Annotated in this window: 15 protein-coding genes; 9 read left to right on the top strand and 6 right to left on the bottom strand. The window is 36.1% G+C overall.

Going from position 1 to position 15,751, the window contains the following annotated elements; translation table 11 throughout:
* Nucleotides 1-8: 8 nt before the first annotated feature.
* From ES676_RS02440 to surE, 4 genes are read right to left on the bottom strand one after another with little or no spacing between them, the layout of a single operon-like run.
* The gene (locus ES676_RS02440; RefSeq protein WP_148368447.1) at nt 9-533 is read right to left on the bottom strand and encodes a C40 family peptidase; all 525 of its coding nucleotides are present in this window, start codon (nt 531-533) and stop codon (nt 9-11) included.
* Complete coding sequence (gene lpxB / locus ES676_RS02435; RefSeq protein WP_148368446.1) at nt 533-1,654, bottom strand: lipid-A-disaccharide synthase; 1,122 nt, start codon at nt 1,652-1,654, stop codon at nt 533-535. The genes ES676_RS02440 and lpxB overlap by 1 nt, the downstream gene beginning before the upstream one ends.
* Before the next feature lie 10 nt (nt 1,655-1,664).
* Complete coding sequence (locus ES676_RS02430; RefSeq protein ID WP_148368445.1) at nt 1,665-1,952, bottom strand: hypothetical protein; 288 nt, start codon at nt 1,950-1,952, stop codon at nt 1,665-1,667.
* The gene (gene surE, locus ES676_RS02425) at nt 1,945-2,721 is read right to left on the bottom strand and encodes a 5'/3'-nucleotidase SurE (RefSeq protein WP_148368444.1); all 777 of its coding nucleotides are present in this window, start codon (nt 2,719-2,721) and stop codon (nt 1,945-1,947) included. Before surE ends, ES676_RS02430 begins: the two co-directional genes overlap by 8 nt.
* A 215-nt stretch (nt 2,722-2,936) precedes the next feature.
* On the opposite strand from surE, the gene ES676_RS02420 reads away from it, so the two are divergent.
* Together ES676_RS02420 and ES676_RS02415 are read left to right on the top strand one after the other, a co-directional pair.
* Nucleotides 2,937-5,078 (top strand): carboxy terminal-processing peptidase, encoded by a 2,142-nt coding sequence (locus ES676_RS02420; RefSeq protein ID WP_148368443.1) that lies wholly within the window; start codon nt 2,937-2,939, stop codon nt 5,076-5,078.
* Nucleotides 5,079-5,085: 7 nt separating this feature from the next.
* The gene (locus tag ES676_RS02415) at nt 5,086-6,174 is read left to right on the top strand and encodes an ABC transporter permease (RefSeq protein WP_148368442.1); all 1,089 of its coding nucleotides are present in this window, start codon (nt 5,086-5,088) and stop codon (nt 6,172-6,174) included.
* A 13-nt stretch (nt 6,175-6,187) separates the two neighbouring features.
* On the opposite strand, the gene yihA is transcribed toward ES676_RS02415, so the two are convergent.
* A complete protein-coding gene (gene yihA / locus ES676_RS02410) occupies nt 6,188-6,799 on the bottom strand; it encodes a ribosome biogenesis GTP-binding protein YihA/YsxC (RefSeq protein ID WP_148368441.1) in 612 nt (203 codons plus the stop codon).
* A gap of 83 nt (nt 6,800-6,882) precedes the next feature.
* Entirely contained in the window at nt 6,883-7,647 is a 765-nt protein-coding gene (locus ES676_RS02405; RefSeq protein WP_148368440.1) for an alpha/beta fold hydrolase, read from the bottom strand.
* A gap of 295 nt (nt 7,648-7,942) precedes the next feature.
* On the opposite strand from ES676_RS02405, the gene mraZ reads away from it, so the two are divergent.
* The 7 genes from mraZ to murD all read left to right on the top strand — a co-directional run bounded on the left by mraZ (nt 7,943) and on the right by murD (nt 15,749).
* Nucleotides 7,943-8,413 carry a division/cell wall cluster transcriptional repressor MraZ gene (mraZ, locus tag ES676_RS02400; RefSeq protein ID WP_148368439.1) on the top strand — a complete coding sequence of 157 codons (471 nt, stop codon included), beginning with the start codon at nt 7,943-7,945 and terminating at the stop codon, nt 8,411-8,413.
* The gene (gene rsmH / locus ES676_RS02395) at nt 8,400-9,302 is read left to right on the top strand and encodes a 16S rRNA (cytosine(1402)-N(4))-methyltransferase RsmH (protein WP_148368438.1); all 903 of its coding nucleotides are present in this window, start codon (nt 8,400-8,402) and stop codon (nt 9,300-9,302) included. Before mraZ ends, rsmH begins: the two co-directional genes overlap by 14 nt.
* A gap of 49 nt (nt 9,303-9,351) precedes the next feature.
* Nucleotides 9,352-9,669 (top strand): FtsL-like putative cell division protein, encoded by a 318-nt coding sequence (locus ES676_RS02390; protein ID WP_148368437.1) that lies wholly within the window; start codon nt 9,352-9,354, stop codon nt 9,667-9,669.
* Between the two features lie 63 nt (nt 9,670-9,732).
* Nucleotides 9,733-11,682 (top strand): penicillin-binding protein, encoded by a 1,950-nt coding sequence (locus ES676_RS02385; protein WP_148368548.1) that lies wholly within the window; start codon nt 9,733-9,735, stop codon nt 11,680-11,682.
* Nucleotides 11,682-13,145: a UDP-N-acetylmuramoyl-L-alanyl-D-glutamate--2,6-diaminopimelate ligase gene (locus ES676_RS02380; protein ID WP_148368436.1), complete on the top strand. Its 1,464-nt coding sequence runs from the start codon at nt 11,682-11,684 to the stop codon at nt 13,143-13,145. The genes ES676_RS02385 and ES676_RS02380 overlap by 1 nt, the downstream gene beginning before the upstream one ends.
* A gap of 1 nt (nt 13,146) precedes the next feature.
* Nucleotides 13,147-14,385: a phospho-N-acetylmuramoyl-pentapeptide-transferase gene (gene mraY / locus ES676_RS02375; protein WP_148368435.1), complete on the top strand. Its 1,239-nt coding sequence runs from the start codon at nt 13,147-13,149 to the stop codon at nt 14,383-14,385.
* A gap of 23 nt (nt 14,386-14,408) precedes the next feature.
* Nucleotides 14,409-15,749: a UDP-N-acetylmuramoyl-L-alanine--D-glutamate ligase gene (murD, locus tag ES676_RS02370; protein ID WP_148368434.1), complete on the top strand. Its 1,341-nt coding sequence runs from the start codon at nt 14,409-14,411 to the stop codon at nt 15,747-15,749.
* Nucleotides 15,750-15,751: the final 2 nt, after the last annotated feature.

Below are 15,751 nucleotides of genomic sequence, written 5' to 3'. Positions count from 1 at the left end.
CAAATTTATTACAATACGCGACGCGCTTGTACAAAAGCAAAATACCAATATTTTTCAGCGAGATCAGAAATCATTACACCGCGACTTGAAGAGGAGTGAATAAATTCTACTTTACCTAACCGAGACGTGGTAACAATTCCTACGTGGTTTACTGTTCGACTATTTTTAGAAGTTGCAAAAAATAAAAGATCGCCTTCTTGAACTTTTTTTAAATCTACCCAATTTCCGTGCGTCGATAAAGTACCCGTTGTTCTTGGCATCGCAATGTCTTCTTCTTTAAATGCGGTGTAAATAAGTCCAGAACAATCCATTCCTCTTTTTGTCGTTCCACCGTACTTGTAACGCGTGCCTTTATACCTTTTAGCATTTTTCACAATGGCTTCAGTAACCTCATTTATTTCTTTTTCAGCACGAGGATTACGGTCAGCAGTTTTAGTCGTTCTAGACTTTTTAGTCACTACTTTGCCGGTATTTGTCGATTTACAAGCAGAAATAGATACGAGTAAACATAAAATTAAAATGATTTTTCGCATTATTTCAGAGTGTTTATTGAGTTGAAAATTAAATGGGCCGTAGCTTCACTAGCACCTTTGCCGCCTAATTTTTTTTCTAATTCGTAATAATTCATAAAAAACTTAGCACGTTCTTTAGTGTCTAAAATAAGATCCAGTTCTTTTCTTAAACGCATCGTGTTAAAATCTCCTTGGATCAATTCGGTAACGGCTTCTTTGTCCAATATTAGATTCACCAGCGAAATATATTTCAAATTAACTACGCGCTTACCAATTTGGTACGATATCCAGCTTCCTTTATAAGCTACCACTTGCGGGACTTTAAACAAAGCAGTTTCTAAAGTTGCTGTGCCAGAGGTCACTAACGCCGCATTGGAAACGCTTAATAAATCGTACGTTTTGTTAGATAGAAAGTGAACGTTAGATTTCTTAATGAATTGCGAGTAGAAGGCATAATCTTGTCCGGGAGCACCAGCAATTACAAATTGATACTTCTTATAATGGTCTACTACACTTAGCATTACAGACAACATTTTTGTTATTTCTTGCTTGCGACTTCCGGGTAGTAAAGCTATAATTGGTTTATCGCTCAGTCCATTATCGGTTCTGAATTGGTATTCGGTAACTTGAAGTCTATCTGAAATTTCGTCAATTAGCGGGTGCCCAACAAAATGCACCGGAAACTGATGTTTTTTCTCATAAAATTCTTTTTCAAACGGAAGGATAACGTACATCGCATCGATATCGCGTTTTATAGATTTTATTCTGTTTTCTTTCCACGCCCAGATTTGCGGTGAGATATAGTAATGATTTTTGAAACCTTCTTGTCGCGCCCATTTTGCAATTCGTAAATTAAAACCAGGGTAATCGATGTAAATAATAACATCGGGAGCGTAAGCTGCGATATCCTTTTTACAATATGATAAGTTTCTAGTAATCGTTCTTAAGTTTTGTAAAACTTCTACAAAACCCATAAACGCCAATTCTTTGTAATGCTTTACGAGCGTGCCACCTACCTTTTGCATAAGATCGCCTCCCCAAAACCTAAATTCGGCATTTACATCTTGAACTAATAGCGCCTTCATAAGGTTGGCGCCGTGTAAATCGCCAGATGCTTCACCAGAAATAATGTAGTATTTCATTCTATAAATCTTAAAATTTATTTAAAATAAAAATTAAAGCCACAACAACAATAGCAGCTAAAACACCTTTTGCAATATCTTCTTTTTTTCTATTTAAGAATAAATAGAAAACGGGTAAATTTAATAAAACACCAATACTTGCACGTTTGCCTAAAACGGTGGTCGATGTTATTTTATCTATAATTTGATCACTGTTGAGTCCCACTTGCATACCTATAAAAATGGTATAAATAATCACGCCAATAGTGGTGGTTACTAGTCCTATTACAAAACCTAATAAAATTTCTTTTTTATTCATTAAAACTCCACGTATTTAATTTTTGAATGCTATGGTGCGCAGTCAAATCAAAATGAACTGGGACCAAAGAAATATAATTGTTTTTTAAGGCCCATTCATCGGTATCTTCACCTTTATCATAATTAACAAACGTTCCGGTTAGCCAATAATAATCTTTGCCTTGCGGCGTTTGTCTTTTGTCAAATTCCTCTTTCCAATTCGCTTTCGCTTGGCGGCATATTTTTACGCCTTTAATCTCTTTTTTATCAATTTTAGGAATGTTTACATTAAGCACAACACCTTCTGTTAAGCCATAGTCGAGCACATTTTTAGCAATCGCTTTAATATAATGTTTCGAAGCTTTAAAATTAGCATTCCAACTGTGGTCAAGTAACGAAAAACCAATAGCAGGAATCCCTTCAATTCCAGCCTCAATGGCAGCACTCATAGTGCCCGAATAAATAACGTTAATTGAAGAGTTCGACCCGTGATTAATACCCGAAACACATAAATCGGGTCTTCGGGGTAAAATTTCATTAACCGCGATTTTCACACAATCGGCCGGCGTACCAGAGCAACTATACGCTTCATAATCTTCCGCTTTAACTTTAATTTTTTCAAGATGTAACGTGGAGTTCAAAGTTATGGCGTGTCCCATACCGCTTTGCGGACTATCGGGTGCAACCACAACTACGTCTCCCAGTGTTTTCATTATATTCACCAAAGCAATAACGCCAGGTGCAGTTATGCCATCATCATTTGTGACTAAAATGAGGGGTCTATCGGCCATAGTATAGTCGTTTTTGTAGGCTAAAATACATAAATTCTCAAGGAAATTAGTAATTTGAGGGCTTTAACAAAAAATTAGTGTCAAATGAAATTGTTGGCACAGTTTTTTCTTTACTTTAGTGGAATCAATCCCTTACTGTGAAAAAAATAAGCGTTTTTAATATTAGACAGGTAATTAGATTATTATTTGAACGCGCAAAATAAAGAGAGCTCAATATGAAAAGTAGATATAATATTTTAATGCTCGTATTGCTATTGGCCTTTGGCTCTTGTAGCTTTACAGCGAAAGTAGATAACGATCCAGATAAAGATAAACTGTTAATTCAAATTGTAACTCTAGCTTTAGAGCAGTTGCATTTTCAGCCTAAAGAATTGAATGATAATTTTTCGCAAGATGTTTATAAAACGTACCTAAACCGGATAGATCCTTTAAAAAGGTTCTTCTTACAGTCAGATATTGATGAGTTTTCAAAATTTGAAAATGAAATAGATGACGAGCTTAAAAATTATGAAATCGCCTTTTTTAATTTAACCAACGAGCGTTTGGTGCAACGAATGCAAGAATCCAAAGATGTTTATAAAAAAGTATTATCTAAGCCTTTCGATTTTAATGAGAGTGAAGTGTTTAATACCGATTATGAAAATCATGGTTACGTTAAAAATAAAAAGGAGTTGAATGAACGTTGGAGACAAATTTTAAAATTTAGCACGATTTCTGGCTACGACGATTTAGTAACGGCACAAAAAAATGACACTATTGTTTCTGTTGAAGGAGAGAAGAAAGAAATAAAATCACTTAAAAAAATTGAAGCAGAAGCACGCGAAGAAACGTTGAAAAATTTGGATGCCTATTACACCGATTTTATCGACGATATGCAACGTAAAGATTGGTTCTCGATGTATATTAATACTATAGTGGAAGGGTTCGATCCACACACAACTTATTTTGCGCCGAAAGATAAAGATAGATTCGACCAGCAAATGTCTGGAAAATTAGAAGGTATTGGAGCGCGACTACAGAAAAAAATGGATCATATAAAAGTGGTCGAGCTTATCTCTGGCGGACCAGCTTGGAGAGGTCAAGAAATTGAAGTGGGAGATCTTATTGTAAAAGTACGTCAAAAAGGAGAGAGAGAATCCGTGAGTATTGTTGGAATGCGTATTGACGATGCCATAAAATTAATAAAAGGCCCCAAAGGATCTCAAGTAATTTTAACAATGAAAAAGGTCGACGGTACGTTTAAAGATGTTGAGTTAACGCGAGATTTAATAGAGCTTGAAGAAACGTATGCAAAATCGTCTACAGTTATTAAGGACGATAAGAAATTCGGGATTATTAATTTGCCTAAATTTTATATAGATTTTGAAGATTATAGCGAAAGAAATGCGGCGTCTGATGTGAGGCAAGAAATTGAAAGACTCAAGGAAGAAAATATTGAAGGTCTTATTCTTGATTTAAGAAACAATGGAGGGGGATCGCTTAAAACTGTTGTAGATATTGCTGGTTTATTTATAAAAGACGGACCAATAGTGCAAGTTAAATCTACAAACGCACCAAAAGAGGTGTTAGAAGATACAGATCAGGCTATTGTCTGGGATGGTCCATTAGTAATTATGGTAAACGAGTTGTCGGCATCGGCATCTGAGATTTTAGCAGCTGCAATGCAAGATTATAAACGCGCAATTATTATAGGGAGTAAACAAACCTATGGTAAGGGCACGGTTCAAAATATTATAGATTTAAACCGAATGGTGAGACAAAATTCACACGGTGATCTTGGTGCTATCAAAATTACACGTCAAAAATTCTATCGTGTAAATGGAGGGTCTACGCAACTAGAAGGCGTTAGGAGTGATGTGGTTATTCCAGACCGCTACAGTTATGTGGATATTGGAGAACGCGATCAAGACCACCCATTAGCTTGGGATAAGATTAGTGCTGTAAACTTCGACAAGTGGAATGGTTATTACGATTATGACGCGACAATTTCGAATAGTAAGATTAGAATGGCAAATAATAATCAGTTAAAGCTTATCGAGGAGAATGCACAGTGGATTAAAACACAAATGGATAAAAATAACTTCTCTTTAAATTATGACGACTATAAGATGGAATTAAAAAGTAACGAAAAAGTATCAAAAGAATTTGATGCTATTTCAAAATACGAAACGAACTTAACTTTTGGGTCGTTGCCTTACGAAACGAAGTTGTTTTCTAAAGACACTATTTTAAAAGAGAAAAGAGACCGCTGGCACACTAATTTAAGTAAGGATGTTTATGTAGAAGAAGCGCTGAATGTGCTTAATGATCTTAAAATGTCCTACGAAATTAATAAAGTAGCCAATATAAAAGAGTAATCTAAAAATGAGTATACCATCGCACTCATTGAGTCAATTAGCGCTCCAAAAGTTTAAAAAGAACTTTTGGGGCGTTTTTAGTTTGTGTTTTATTATAGGAATTGGCATTATAGCGGTGTTTGCGTATGCGTTTGCACCAGATAATTCTCAAAATGCAAACCAAATGCACGTATCTATAGCTTCGAAATCGCCTAGGTTTTCGGTAACGATGCTGGTGTTGCCATCTCAATTGGAACACGGTCAAAGTTTTTTTGACACCCTGTTTTTTGGGAAAATAAATACAACGACAGAGATTCCTGTTTCAGATTATAATATTTCACGAAACACAATATATTACACAGAGTTTGCTACCGATGGGTTAATAGGACTAGAAAAAGAGGTTACCGTTGATTTGGCTATTGCTCCAGATTCTTTAATTCGAGAACAACGCTTTTTATTGGGAACAGATAAATACGGTCGCGATTTATTAAGTCGCATATTAGTTGGCGCTAGAATTTCCTTTTTTATAGGCTTTGTAGCGGTCTTTATTTCATTAGTTATTGGTGTGTTTATGGGTAGTATTGCCGGTTACTTTGGCGGTAGAGTGGATGCCCTTATCATGTGGGTTATTAATGTGACATGGTCTATTCCTACATTACTGTTAGTGATTGCAATCACTTTAGCCTTAGGGAAAGGGTTTTGGCAAGTATTTATAGCGGTAGGGCTAACAATGTGGGTAGAAGTGGCTCGTGTGGTACGTGGTCAAATTATAAGCGTTAAGGAAAACCAGTATGTTACGGCGGCAAAAGCTTTAGGGTTTAATAATTATAGAATAATTACAAAGCATATATTGCCTAATATAATGGCGCCAGTAATTGTTATCTGTGCCGCTAATTTTGCGGCGGCAATATTGGTAGAAAGTGGTTTAAGCTTTTTAGGAATAGGGGCGCAGCCACCAATGGCAAGTTGGGGTGCTATGATTAAAGATCATTATAATTATATTATTCTAGGGAAACCGTATTTGGCAATTATTCCAGGACTATGTATTATGTTTTTGGTAATGGCATTTATGTTAATTGGTAATGCCTTACGCGATGCCTTAGATGTTAAAAATTAAAGAAATCAATAGCTTATTTTGGTGACGTCACCATGTTTTGGTTTAGGCTATCGATGTATTCTAAAACGTCTTCTTTTCCAATATCTTTAGAGGCTGATGTAACAAAATGTTTGGGCATCTCTTCCCAGGTTTCTAGCATCACTTTTCGGTAAGCCTCCACGTGCCGGTCTGCCGCATTGGGTTTTAATTTATCGGCTTTTGTAAAAATGATACAAAACGGCACTGCTTTCTCTCCGAGATATTGCATAAACTCTAAATCGATAGGCTGCGGATCGTGTCTAATATCTACTAAAACAAAAGCACACACTAACTGCTCACGAAGATCAAAATACTGCGTAATAAATTTCTGAAATACTTTCTTGGTTGTTTTTGATACTTTGGCGTAACCGTACCCTGGTAAATCAACGAGAAACCATTCGTTATTAATTAAAAAATGATTTATTAATTGCGTTTTCCCTGGTCTTCCCGAAGTTTTTGCTAAACTTTTTCTGTGGGTAAGCATATTAATAAGCGAAGATTTTCCAACGTTACTTCTGCCTATAAATGCGTATTCTGGCATTAAATTCTTAGGGCATTTAGCCACGTCAGAATTACTCATTACAAATTCTGCAGATTTAATTTTCATTGTATTTAATTTTTGTAGAAATCTTATGTTTTAAAAGACTTTCAGTGATAATCGGGTTTAAAGTAAAAACGGAGTAGGTATAATTAAAAGCCTCTTTTTTGTAACCACTCGTCAAGAATGGTATTGAATTCTTCAGGATGTTCCATCATAGCAGCATGGCCACATTTATCAATCCAAAATAAATCGGAGTCTGGTAATAACTCATTAAATTCAACGCCAACATTTGGAGGTGTTACGGTGTCATTTTTTCCCCAAATAATGCACGTTGGTGTCGTCATTTTTGGTAAATCTTTAGCCATATTATGCCTAATAGCACTCTTCGCAATTGCTAACGTTTTAATTAGTTTATTACGGTCGTTAACAGTTTCGTAAACCTCATCAACAATTTCTTTAGTGGCAACGGCAGGATCGTAAAAGACTTCCTGTGCCTTTTTCTTCATGACTTCGTAATCGCTACGTTTGGTGTACCCACCGCCCATTGCGCTTTCGTACAAACCCGAACTACCTGTAATAATTAGTGCTTTTACATGTTCAGGATGCAATTTAGTATGGTATAAACCGATGTGTCCACCTAAAGAATTTCCCAATAAAATAACCTCATCAAAACCTTTGTACTCGATAAATTCGTGAACAAACTTTGCGAAGGATTTAACGTTGGTTTTTAATAGTGTTCTACTGTAAATAGGTAACTCAGGAATAATAACCTGATAGCCTTTTTTGCTGAAGTGATTAAGTACTCCTGTAAAGTTACTTAAGCCTCCCATAAGCCCGTGTAGCACAATTAATGGAGTCCCTTTACCTGCTTCGATATAAGTATATTTTCCTTCTTCTTTTATAGTATGAGTCATTAAGTGTCATCAAATCTGTTAAAGCAAATATAGTTATTTCAATCAAAAAAAATAATATAATATTGCGATTGTTAAGTAAAGCTTTTAAAAACAGATGTTAACAAAACTTTAAGTCTCGTTTTAATCATTTTTAAAGAGTTGAAAAACAGTTACTGAACCGTATGTGTCTCTATATTACGGTGTTTAAAATGTGGTTTTCAACAATTACTTATTAACAAAGTGGTAAATTGTGGTAAAAAGTGGTATATTTTTCAATATATTTGAATTGTAAACCAATTTCATTTTTTAAAACGCTTTGAACTCATTAATAGGAACATACGAATGTAAAGCAGACACAAAAGGACGTGTTATGCTTCCTTCTGCGCTTAAAAAGCAGTTGTCTCCGGTGTTGCAAAATGGGTTTGTATTAAAACGTAGCGTTTTTCAGGCGTGTTTAGAGTTGTATCCTATGGCAGAATGGGAGCTATTAATGCAAAAAATGAATGGTTTAAATCGATTTAAAAAAAAGAATAACGATTTTATTCGACGTTTTACTGCGGGTGTGAAAATTGTAGAGGTAGATACTAACGGAAGATTATTAATACCGAAAGATCTTATAGGTTTCGCAGGAATATCGAAAAACATTGTAGTCTCTTCAGCAATTAATATTGTTGAAATATGGGACAAAGATAAATATGAACAAGCCATAGACGATGCTGCTTTAGATTTTGCAGATTTAGCTGAAGACGTTATGGGACAAGACGATGAGACAGATGGAATATCATAATCCAGTATTATTAAAAGAAACCGTCGACGGCTTAAATATCAAGGAAGATGGTGTTTATGTCGATGTTACTTTTGGTGGTGGTGGCCACAGTAAAGAAATATTAAGACGCTTAGGGCCTAACGGAAAATTGTTTGCTTTCGATCAGGATGCCGATGCGCTGGAGAATAAAATAGACGACCCAAGGTTTACGCTTATTCATGAGAATTTTAGATTCGTAAAACGGTTTTTAAGGTTTTATGGAGCGAAAGAGGTCGATGGAGTTTTAGCCGATTTCGGTGTGTCTTCACATCAGTTTGATGTCGCAGAACGCGGATTTTCAACACGTTTTGACGCGGATCTAGATATGCGAATGAATCAGAAAAGTGAGTTGTCTGCGTATCATGTGGTTAATGATTATCAAGAAGAAGATTTGCGTAGAGTTTTAGCGCAATATGGCGAATTACGAGCAGCTCCAGCAATGGCAAGTTTAATTGTTGAGCACAGAGAAGAGCAGCCTATTAAAACTAGTGAGCAATTAAAAGAGGTGTTAAAAAAGTTTTTACCACCACGACACGAGAATAAGGTGTTAGCACAAATATATCAAGCCATTAGAATTGAGGTGAATCAAGAAATTGAAGCTTTAAAAGAATTCTTAATGCAAACGCCAGGTATTTTAAAACCTAACGGACGCTTATGTTTTATATCGTATCACTCATTGGAGGACAGGTTGGTAAAACGATTCATAAAAAACGGAATGTTTGAAGGTGAGCCAGAACGCGATATGTTTGGAAATTACGAAGTGCCTCTAAAAAAAGTAGGGGGTTTAATTGTGCCTTCAAAAGAAGAAGTGAAAAGGAACAGCAGATCACGTAGTGCTAAGCTTCGAATTGCTGAGAAATTTAAGTCTTAGTAAAATAATAGATGTGAATAGAAAAACTGAATAAGACGAATTATCTGTAATGAGAAAAAGTATTCATAGTGTATTAAGAGGACGGTTCCTAGTCAGCGACGACTCTTTTAAAAACTGGAAAATGATTCTGTTTATTTCGGTGTTAGCCATTGTAATGATTGCCAGTTCGCACAGTGCCGATAAAAAAGTATACAAAATAGCACGACTAAAAAATGAAGCTAAAGAGTTGCGATCGGCATTTATAGATGGAAGAGGGCGCTTAATGGAATTGAAAAAAGAATCGTCTATTGAGATTAAAATGCGAGAAAAAGGGTTAAAAACCTCCGAGGTACCGCCTCAAAAAATAAAAGTAAAACCACAAATCTAAAGTTCAGTCGTGGCAGTAAACGAAAAGAACATATTAAACCGATTGTATTTTATAGCTGGATGTATGTTCATCTTTGGGCTTGCTGTGGTTTTTAAATTGCTTACTATTCAGTTTGTTGTCGGTGATAAATACCGAGCGTTAGCAGAAGAACGAACGGTTAAAGATGTTATTATTCCTGCTAATAGAGGTAATGTGTATTCGGTAAAAGGAAACTTATTAGCGACTTCTATTCCTAAGTACGACATTCGTATTGATGCGATAACGCCTTCAACTAAAACTTTTCAGAAATATTTAAAACCCTTAAGCGACTCGTTGTCTGCTTACACTGGTCGAAATTCTAGCTACTACCAAAAAGAAATTAAAAAAGCCCGAGCGAATAAAAATAGATATTATTTACTAGCGCGAGATATTGGATATGCAGACTATATAAGATTGCGAAACTTCCCGATGTTAAATCTTGGCGCTTATAAAGGCGGATTAATCGTTGAGCAAAATACAAAAAGAGAACATCCAATGGGTGAAATCTCGATGCGGACTATCGGTTATGAGCGCAAGGACGATGACGGTAATATTACGCGTGCAGGAATAGACGGGGCTTTTGGTGAATTATATTTACGCGGAGTAGACGGGCACAGATTAAAACAAAACATAGGAAAAGGACGATGGAAACCAATTGTCGATTATAATCAAGTCGAGCCAAAAGATGGGTACGATGTTTATACGACTATCGATGTTAACGTGCAAGATGTTGCGCATCACGCACTTTTAGAACAGTTAGAATTATACAAAGCGGAGCACGGTTGTGTGGTGGTGATGGAAGTGAAAACAGGAGAAATTAGAGCGATTTCTAATTTAGCTAAAAGTCGATCGGGAAAGTATTACGAAAAAAGAAATTATGCGGTTTGGGAGTCTCATGAGCCGGGGTCCACTTTTAAGGTGGCGTCATATATGGCGGCTTTAGAAGATAAAGTAGTAGATACTTCTACCGTTATAGATACTGGAAACGGTGTTAAAACATTTTATGGTAAACGTGTGCGAGATTCGCGTCACGGAGGTTATGGTAAAATATCGGTAGGGCGTGCGTTCGAGGTGTCTTCAAACATAGCAATCGCATCGATTTTAGACGATGCCTATGCAGAAAACCCGATGCAATTTATTAACCATCTTAAAGATTGGGGATTAAATACAAAATTGGATGTCGCTATAAATGGTGAAGGCGCGCCAGTAATTTACGAACCTGGTGATAAAGAATGGAGTCGTAACGCATTACCGTCTATGGCTTACGGTTATAACTTAAGGTTGACACCACTGCAAATGCTAACGTTTTACAATGCCATTGCAAATGATGGTGAAATGGTAAAACCACATTTTATTAAAGAGGTAAAAGAATTAGATAAAGAAATAAAAGTATTTGAAAAAGAAGTGCGTCGCGAAAAAATTTGCTCTGATGCTACTTTAGGTGCTATGCAAGCGATGCTTAAAAAGGCAGTTAAAAACGGAACGGGTAGAAATTTATATTCTAAACATTTCTCGATGGCTGGAAAAACGGGGACCGCTCAAACAGAGTACTGGATGAAAGACTGGAAAGAAAATCCAAGATACGTATCGTCTTTTGCTGGTTATTTCCCTGCTGACAATCCTAAGTATTCATGCATTGTGGTAATACACAAACCAAGTACTAAAAAAGGGTATTACGGTGCCGATGTTTCGGGGCCAGTTTTTAAAAAAATTGCAAGAAAAATTTTTACCGATACACCAATTATAGACGAAATAGAAACTCTGGAAGTAGTTAATGCTTCCGTCGACGATGAGTTTCAGAATTATTATAAAGTGGCAAATACCTATAAAACCATAATGCCAAATGTTATTGGATTACCAATTATGGATGCTCTGGCGCTTTGTGAGAATTTAGGGCTAAAAGTAAAAATGGAAGGCGTAGGTGTTGTAAAAACGCAATCGATTCCGAAGGGACAAAAAGTAAAGAAAAATCAAATCATAGTTTTAGAAGTATAGTGAAATTATTAAAAGACATATTATTTAAGGTTGCAATCCAATCGGTTGTGGGAAGTACGGAGGTTTCTGTAGAGGCCATCCATTTTAATTCTCAGAAGATTGTTGAGAATGATGTATTTGTCGCTATAAAAGGAAGCACGACCAACGGGCATACATATATAAAAAGTGCGATTGAAAAAGGAGCAATCGTTGTGGTTTGCGAGGTGTTGCCAGAACAAATTGAAACGGCGGTAACCTATATTGAGGTGGCGAGTTCGAGTAGGGCTTTGGCTATTATGGCTTCTAATTTTTACGGCAATCCGTCGCAAAACTTAAAATTAGTTGGTGTAACGGGGACTAACGGAAAAACCACGATAGCGACTTTATTATACCAATTGTTTAAAAAGGCGGGGTATAAAGTAGGATTGTTGTCTACGGTAGTCGTAAAAGTGGATAACAAAGATTTTAAAGCAACACACACAACACCTGATTCTTTATCGATTAACAGGTATTTAAAAGAAATGAATAATGAAGGGGTTGCGTTTTGCTTTATGGAAGTGAGTTCGCACGGTATTCATCAAAATAGAACAGAAGGATTGCAGTTTGAAGGTGGTGTTTTTACTAACCTGTCGCACGATCATTTAGATTATCACGACACGTTTGCAGCGTATCGCGATGTTAAAAAACGTTTTTTCGATCAGTTGCCGAAGCAAGCGTTTGCTTTAGTAAATACCGATGATAAAAATGGAGCGGTTATGCTTCAAAATACAGCGGCTAAGAAATACACGTATGCTCTTAAAAGTTACGCGGATTACACGGCGCAAATTTTAGAGAATTCCTTTAACGGATTGCTTCTTAAAATTGATGGAAGTGAGGTTTGGACACGATTGGTAGGTGATTTTAACGCTTATAATGTACTGGCGATTTTCGCTACTGCAGAATTACTAGGACTTGAAAAAGTAGAAGTGCTGCGGTTAATTAGTGAGTTGAAAAGTGTAAGTGGACGGTTTCAGTATTTCATTTCAGATAATAAAATAACTGCTATTGTAGATTATGCACACACGCCTGATGCCTTAAAAAATGTATTGGAAACCATAAATAGTATCCGTACAAAAAACGAGGAACTCATTACGGTTGTTGGCTGTGGTGGTGATCGCGATGCCACCAAAAGACCTAAAATGGGGCATATTGCTTCGGCCTTAAGCACAAAAGTGGTGTTTACAAGTGATAACCCAAGAAGTGAGGTGCCGGAAGCTATTATTAAAGACATAGAAAACGGAGTCGAGCCACAGAATTTTAAGAAAACCCTATCGATTACCGATAGAGAACAAGCTATTAAAACCGCCTGCCAATTGGCTAATTCTGGAGATATTATCCTTATCGCAGGAAAAGGACACGAAACGTATCAAGATATTAATGGTATGCGTTTCGATTTTGACGATTATAAGACAGTAGAAAAAATATTAAAGCAATTACAGAAATAATATGTTGTATTACCTATTCGATTTTTTAGAAAAACATTATGATATCCCAGGGCTTGGCGTGTTTCAGTACATCACGTTTAGAGCGGCTTTAGCTATTATAGTATCCTTGTTGATTTCTACAATTTTCGGAAAAAAAATCATAGGGATTTTACAGAGAATGCAAGTTGGTGAGTCGGTTCGCGATTTAGGATTAGACGGGCAAGTAGAAAAAGCAGGAACGCCAACAATGGGAGGTTTAATAATAATTATGGCCACGTTAATCCCTGTGTTGTTATTTGCCAAATTAAATAATATTTATGTAATAATGCTTATTATAACCACCGTTTGGATGGGGTTAGTGGGGTTTACAGACGATTATATAAAAGTATTTAAAAAAGACAAAGCGGGACTTAGTGGCAAGTTTAAAGTCCTTGGTCAAGTAGGATTGGGGATTTTTGTGGGATCGGTAATGTATTTTCATCCTGGAGTTACCATTAAAGAAAAAAATCCCGTAACAGAAATACAAGTACAGACTGAAGTCGTTTCGACCACGATAAAAAGTGAATTTAAAGAGGAAACAGGGTCTATAAAAACAACCATTCCCTTTGTAAAAAATAACGAGTTCGATTATGCTGAAATTATGCGATTCTTTGGTGATGATTATGCCAAATATGCGTGGTTAATTTTTATACCTATTGTTATTTTTATAGTAACAGCAGTCTCAAACGGAGCTAATTTAACCGATGGAATCGATGGGCTCGCCGCAGGAAGCTCGGCTATTATAGTCTTCGCCTTGGCAGTCTTTGCTTTTATTTCGGGTAACATTGTGTTTTCAGATTACTTAAACGTCATGTTTATTCCACGACTTGGTGAGCTCGTAGTTTTTATCGCCGCGTTTATTGGTGCGCTAATCGGGTTTTTATGGTACAACACGTATCCAGCCCAAGTATTTATGGGTGATACAGGGAGTTTAACTATAGGTGGTGTTATTGCTGTCATTGCAATCGCCGTGAGAAAAGAGTTGTTAATTCCGGTGTTATGCGGAATCTTTTTTGCCGAGTCTCTATCTGTAATACTTCAGGTGGCTTGGTTTAAATACACAAAGAAAAAATATGGTGAAGGCCGACGCATATTTTTAATGTCGCCGATACATCATCACTATCAGAAGAAAGGATATCATGAAAGTAAAATTGTAACCCGTTTTTGGATTGTTGGAATTTTTCTCGCCATTCTCTCTATAGTAACACTAAAATTAAGATAAGTACCATATTATCACTGAAAACAATGAAGAAAAAATTGAACATAGCCATATTAGGAGCAGGAGAAAGTGGTGTTGGTACAGCATTGCTAGCTAAAGCCAAAGGCTATACAGTTTTTGTTTCAGATAAAGGAAAAATAAAAGAAAAGTATAAAAACGTTCTTATAAATAATAGTATCGATTGGGAAGAAGAAGCGCACACGGCAGCTAAAATTTTAAGCGCCGATGTTGTTATGAAAAGCCCCGGAATACCCGATAGTATTCCGCTGGTAAAAGTGCTTAAAATGCAAAATGTGCCTGTTATTTCAGAAATTGAATTTGCCGCTCAGTTTACAAAAGCAACTATTGTGGGAATTACGGGAAGTAATGGGAAAACAACAACAGCCGCTTTAACGCATCATATTTTAAAACAGGAATTAAATGTGGGTTTAGCGGGTAATATTGGAGACAGTTTTGCTAAGCAAATTTTAGAACACGATTTTGAGAACTACGTGTTAGAAATTAGTAGTTTTCAGTTGGATGGCATTGTAGGTTTTAAACCTGAAATAGCTGTTTTAACAAATATAACACCAGATCATTTAGATCGCTATGAGTATCAGTTTGAAAAGTACATAGAATCTAAGTTTAGAATAGCGCTAAATCAAACAAAAGACGACTATTTAATTTACGATGCCGATGATGAGGTGATCGTAAACTGGTTAAAAAATAATACAATAGAATCACAATTAGTGCCTTTTTCATTAACTAAGAAACAAGAAAACGGTGCGTATTTGGATAAAGATAATATAGTAATAACAATAGATAACGATAAAATAATTATGCCATCAAATAACTTAACATTAGAAGGAAAACATAACGTAAAAAATGCAATGGCAGCTTCTACTGTAGCACATTTATTAAAAATTAGAAAACAAACTATTCGCGAAAGTTTAGAGAATTTTCAAGGCGTAGAGCACCGTCTAGAATTTGTACTTAAAATAAATAAAGTACAATATATAAATGATTCTAAGGCCACCAACGTTAACGCTACGTATTATGCTTTAGAAAGTATGGAAACACCCACGGTTTGGATTGTTGGCGGAACCGATAAAGGAAACCAATACAAAGAATTGTTTCAATTTATAAACGAAAAAGTAAAAGCAATAATTTGCTTAGGGGTCGATAATACCAAGTTAATGGAGAACTTTGGAGGTATGGTAGATATTATTACCGAAACGCAATCTATGAGTGAAGCTGTAAAAATGGCTTACAAATTAGCAGAGTCTGGCGATAGTGTATTGTTATCTCCAGCGTGTGCGAGCTTCGATTTATTCGAAAGTTACGAAGACAGAGGGCGTCAGTTTAAAGATGCCGTAAGAAACTTATAATA

Source organism: Bizionia saleffrena (genome assembly GCF_008086175.1).
GTDB lineage: Bacteria > Bacteroidota > Bacteroidia > Flavobacteriales > Flavobacteriaceae > Bizionia > Bizionia saleffrena.
Note: the sequence above shows the minus strand (reverse complement) of the source record. Positions and strands in the feature narration are given on the sequence as shown.

What these genes read in the sequence shown, in the direction of transcription:
- ES676_RS02440 (WP_148368447.1), bottom strand. Translation starts at nt 533, where the DNA reads ATGCGAAAAATCATTTTAATTTTATGTTTACTCGTATCTATTTCTGCT.
- lpxB (WP_148368446.1), bottom strand. Translation starts at nt 1,654, where the DNA reads ATGAAATACTACATTATTTCTGGTGAAGCATCTGGCGATTTACACGGC.
- ES676_RS02430 (WP_148368445.1), bottom strand. Translation starts at nt 1,952, where the DNA reads ATGAATAAAAAAGAAATTTTATTAGGTTTTGTAATAGGACTAGTAACC.
- surE (WP_148368444.1), bottom strand. Translation starts at nt 2,721, where the DNA reads ATGGCCGATAGACCCCTCATTTTAGTCACAAATGATGATGGCATAACT.
- ES676_RS02420 (WP_148368443.1), top strand. Translation starts at nt 2,937, where the DNA reads ATGAAAAGTAGATATAATATTTTAATGCTCGTATTGCTATTGGCCTTT.
- ES676_RS02415 (WP_148368442.1), top strand. Translation starts at nt 5,086, where the DNA reads ATGAGTATACCATCGCACTCATTGAGTCAATTAGCGCTCCAAAAGTTT.
- yihA (WP_148368441.1), bottom strand. Translation starts at nt 6,799, where the DNA reads ATGAAAATTAAATCTGCAGAATTTGTAATGAGTAATTCTGACGTGGCT.
- ES676_RS02405 (WP_148368440.1), bottom strand. Translation starts at nt 7,647, where the DNA reads ATGACTCATACTATAAAAGAAGAAGGAAAATATACTTATATCGAAGCA.
- rsmH (WP_148368438.1), top strand. Translation starts at nt 8,400, where the DNA reads ATGGAATATCATAATCCAGTATTATTAAAAGAAACCGTCGACGGCTTA.
- ES676_RS02390 (WP_148368437.1), top strand. Translation starts at nt 9,352, where the DNA reads ATGAGAAAAAGTATTCATAGTGTATTAAGAGGACGGTTCCTAGTCAGC.
- ES676_RS02385 (WP_148368548.1), top strand. Translation starts at nt 9,733, where the DNA reads ATGTTCATCTTTGGGCTTGCTGTGGTTTTTAAATTGCTTACTATTCAG.
- mraY (WP_148368435.1), top strand. Translation starts at nt 13,147, where the DNA reads ATGTTGTATTACCTATTCGATTTTTTAGAAAAACATTATGATATCCCA.
- murD (WP_148368434.1), top strand. Translation starts at nt 14,409, where the DNA reads ATGAAGAAAAAATTGAACATAGCCATATTAGGAGCAGGAGAAAGTGGT.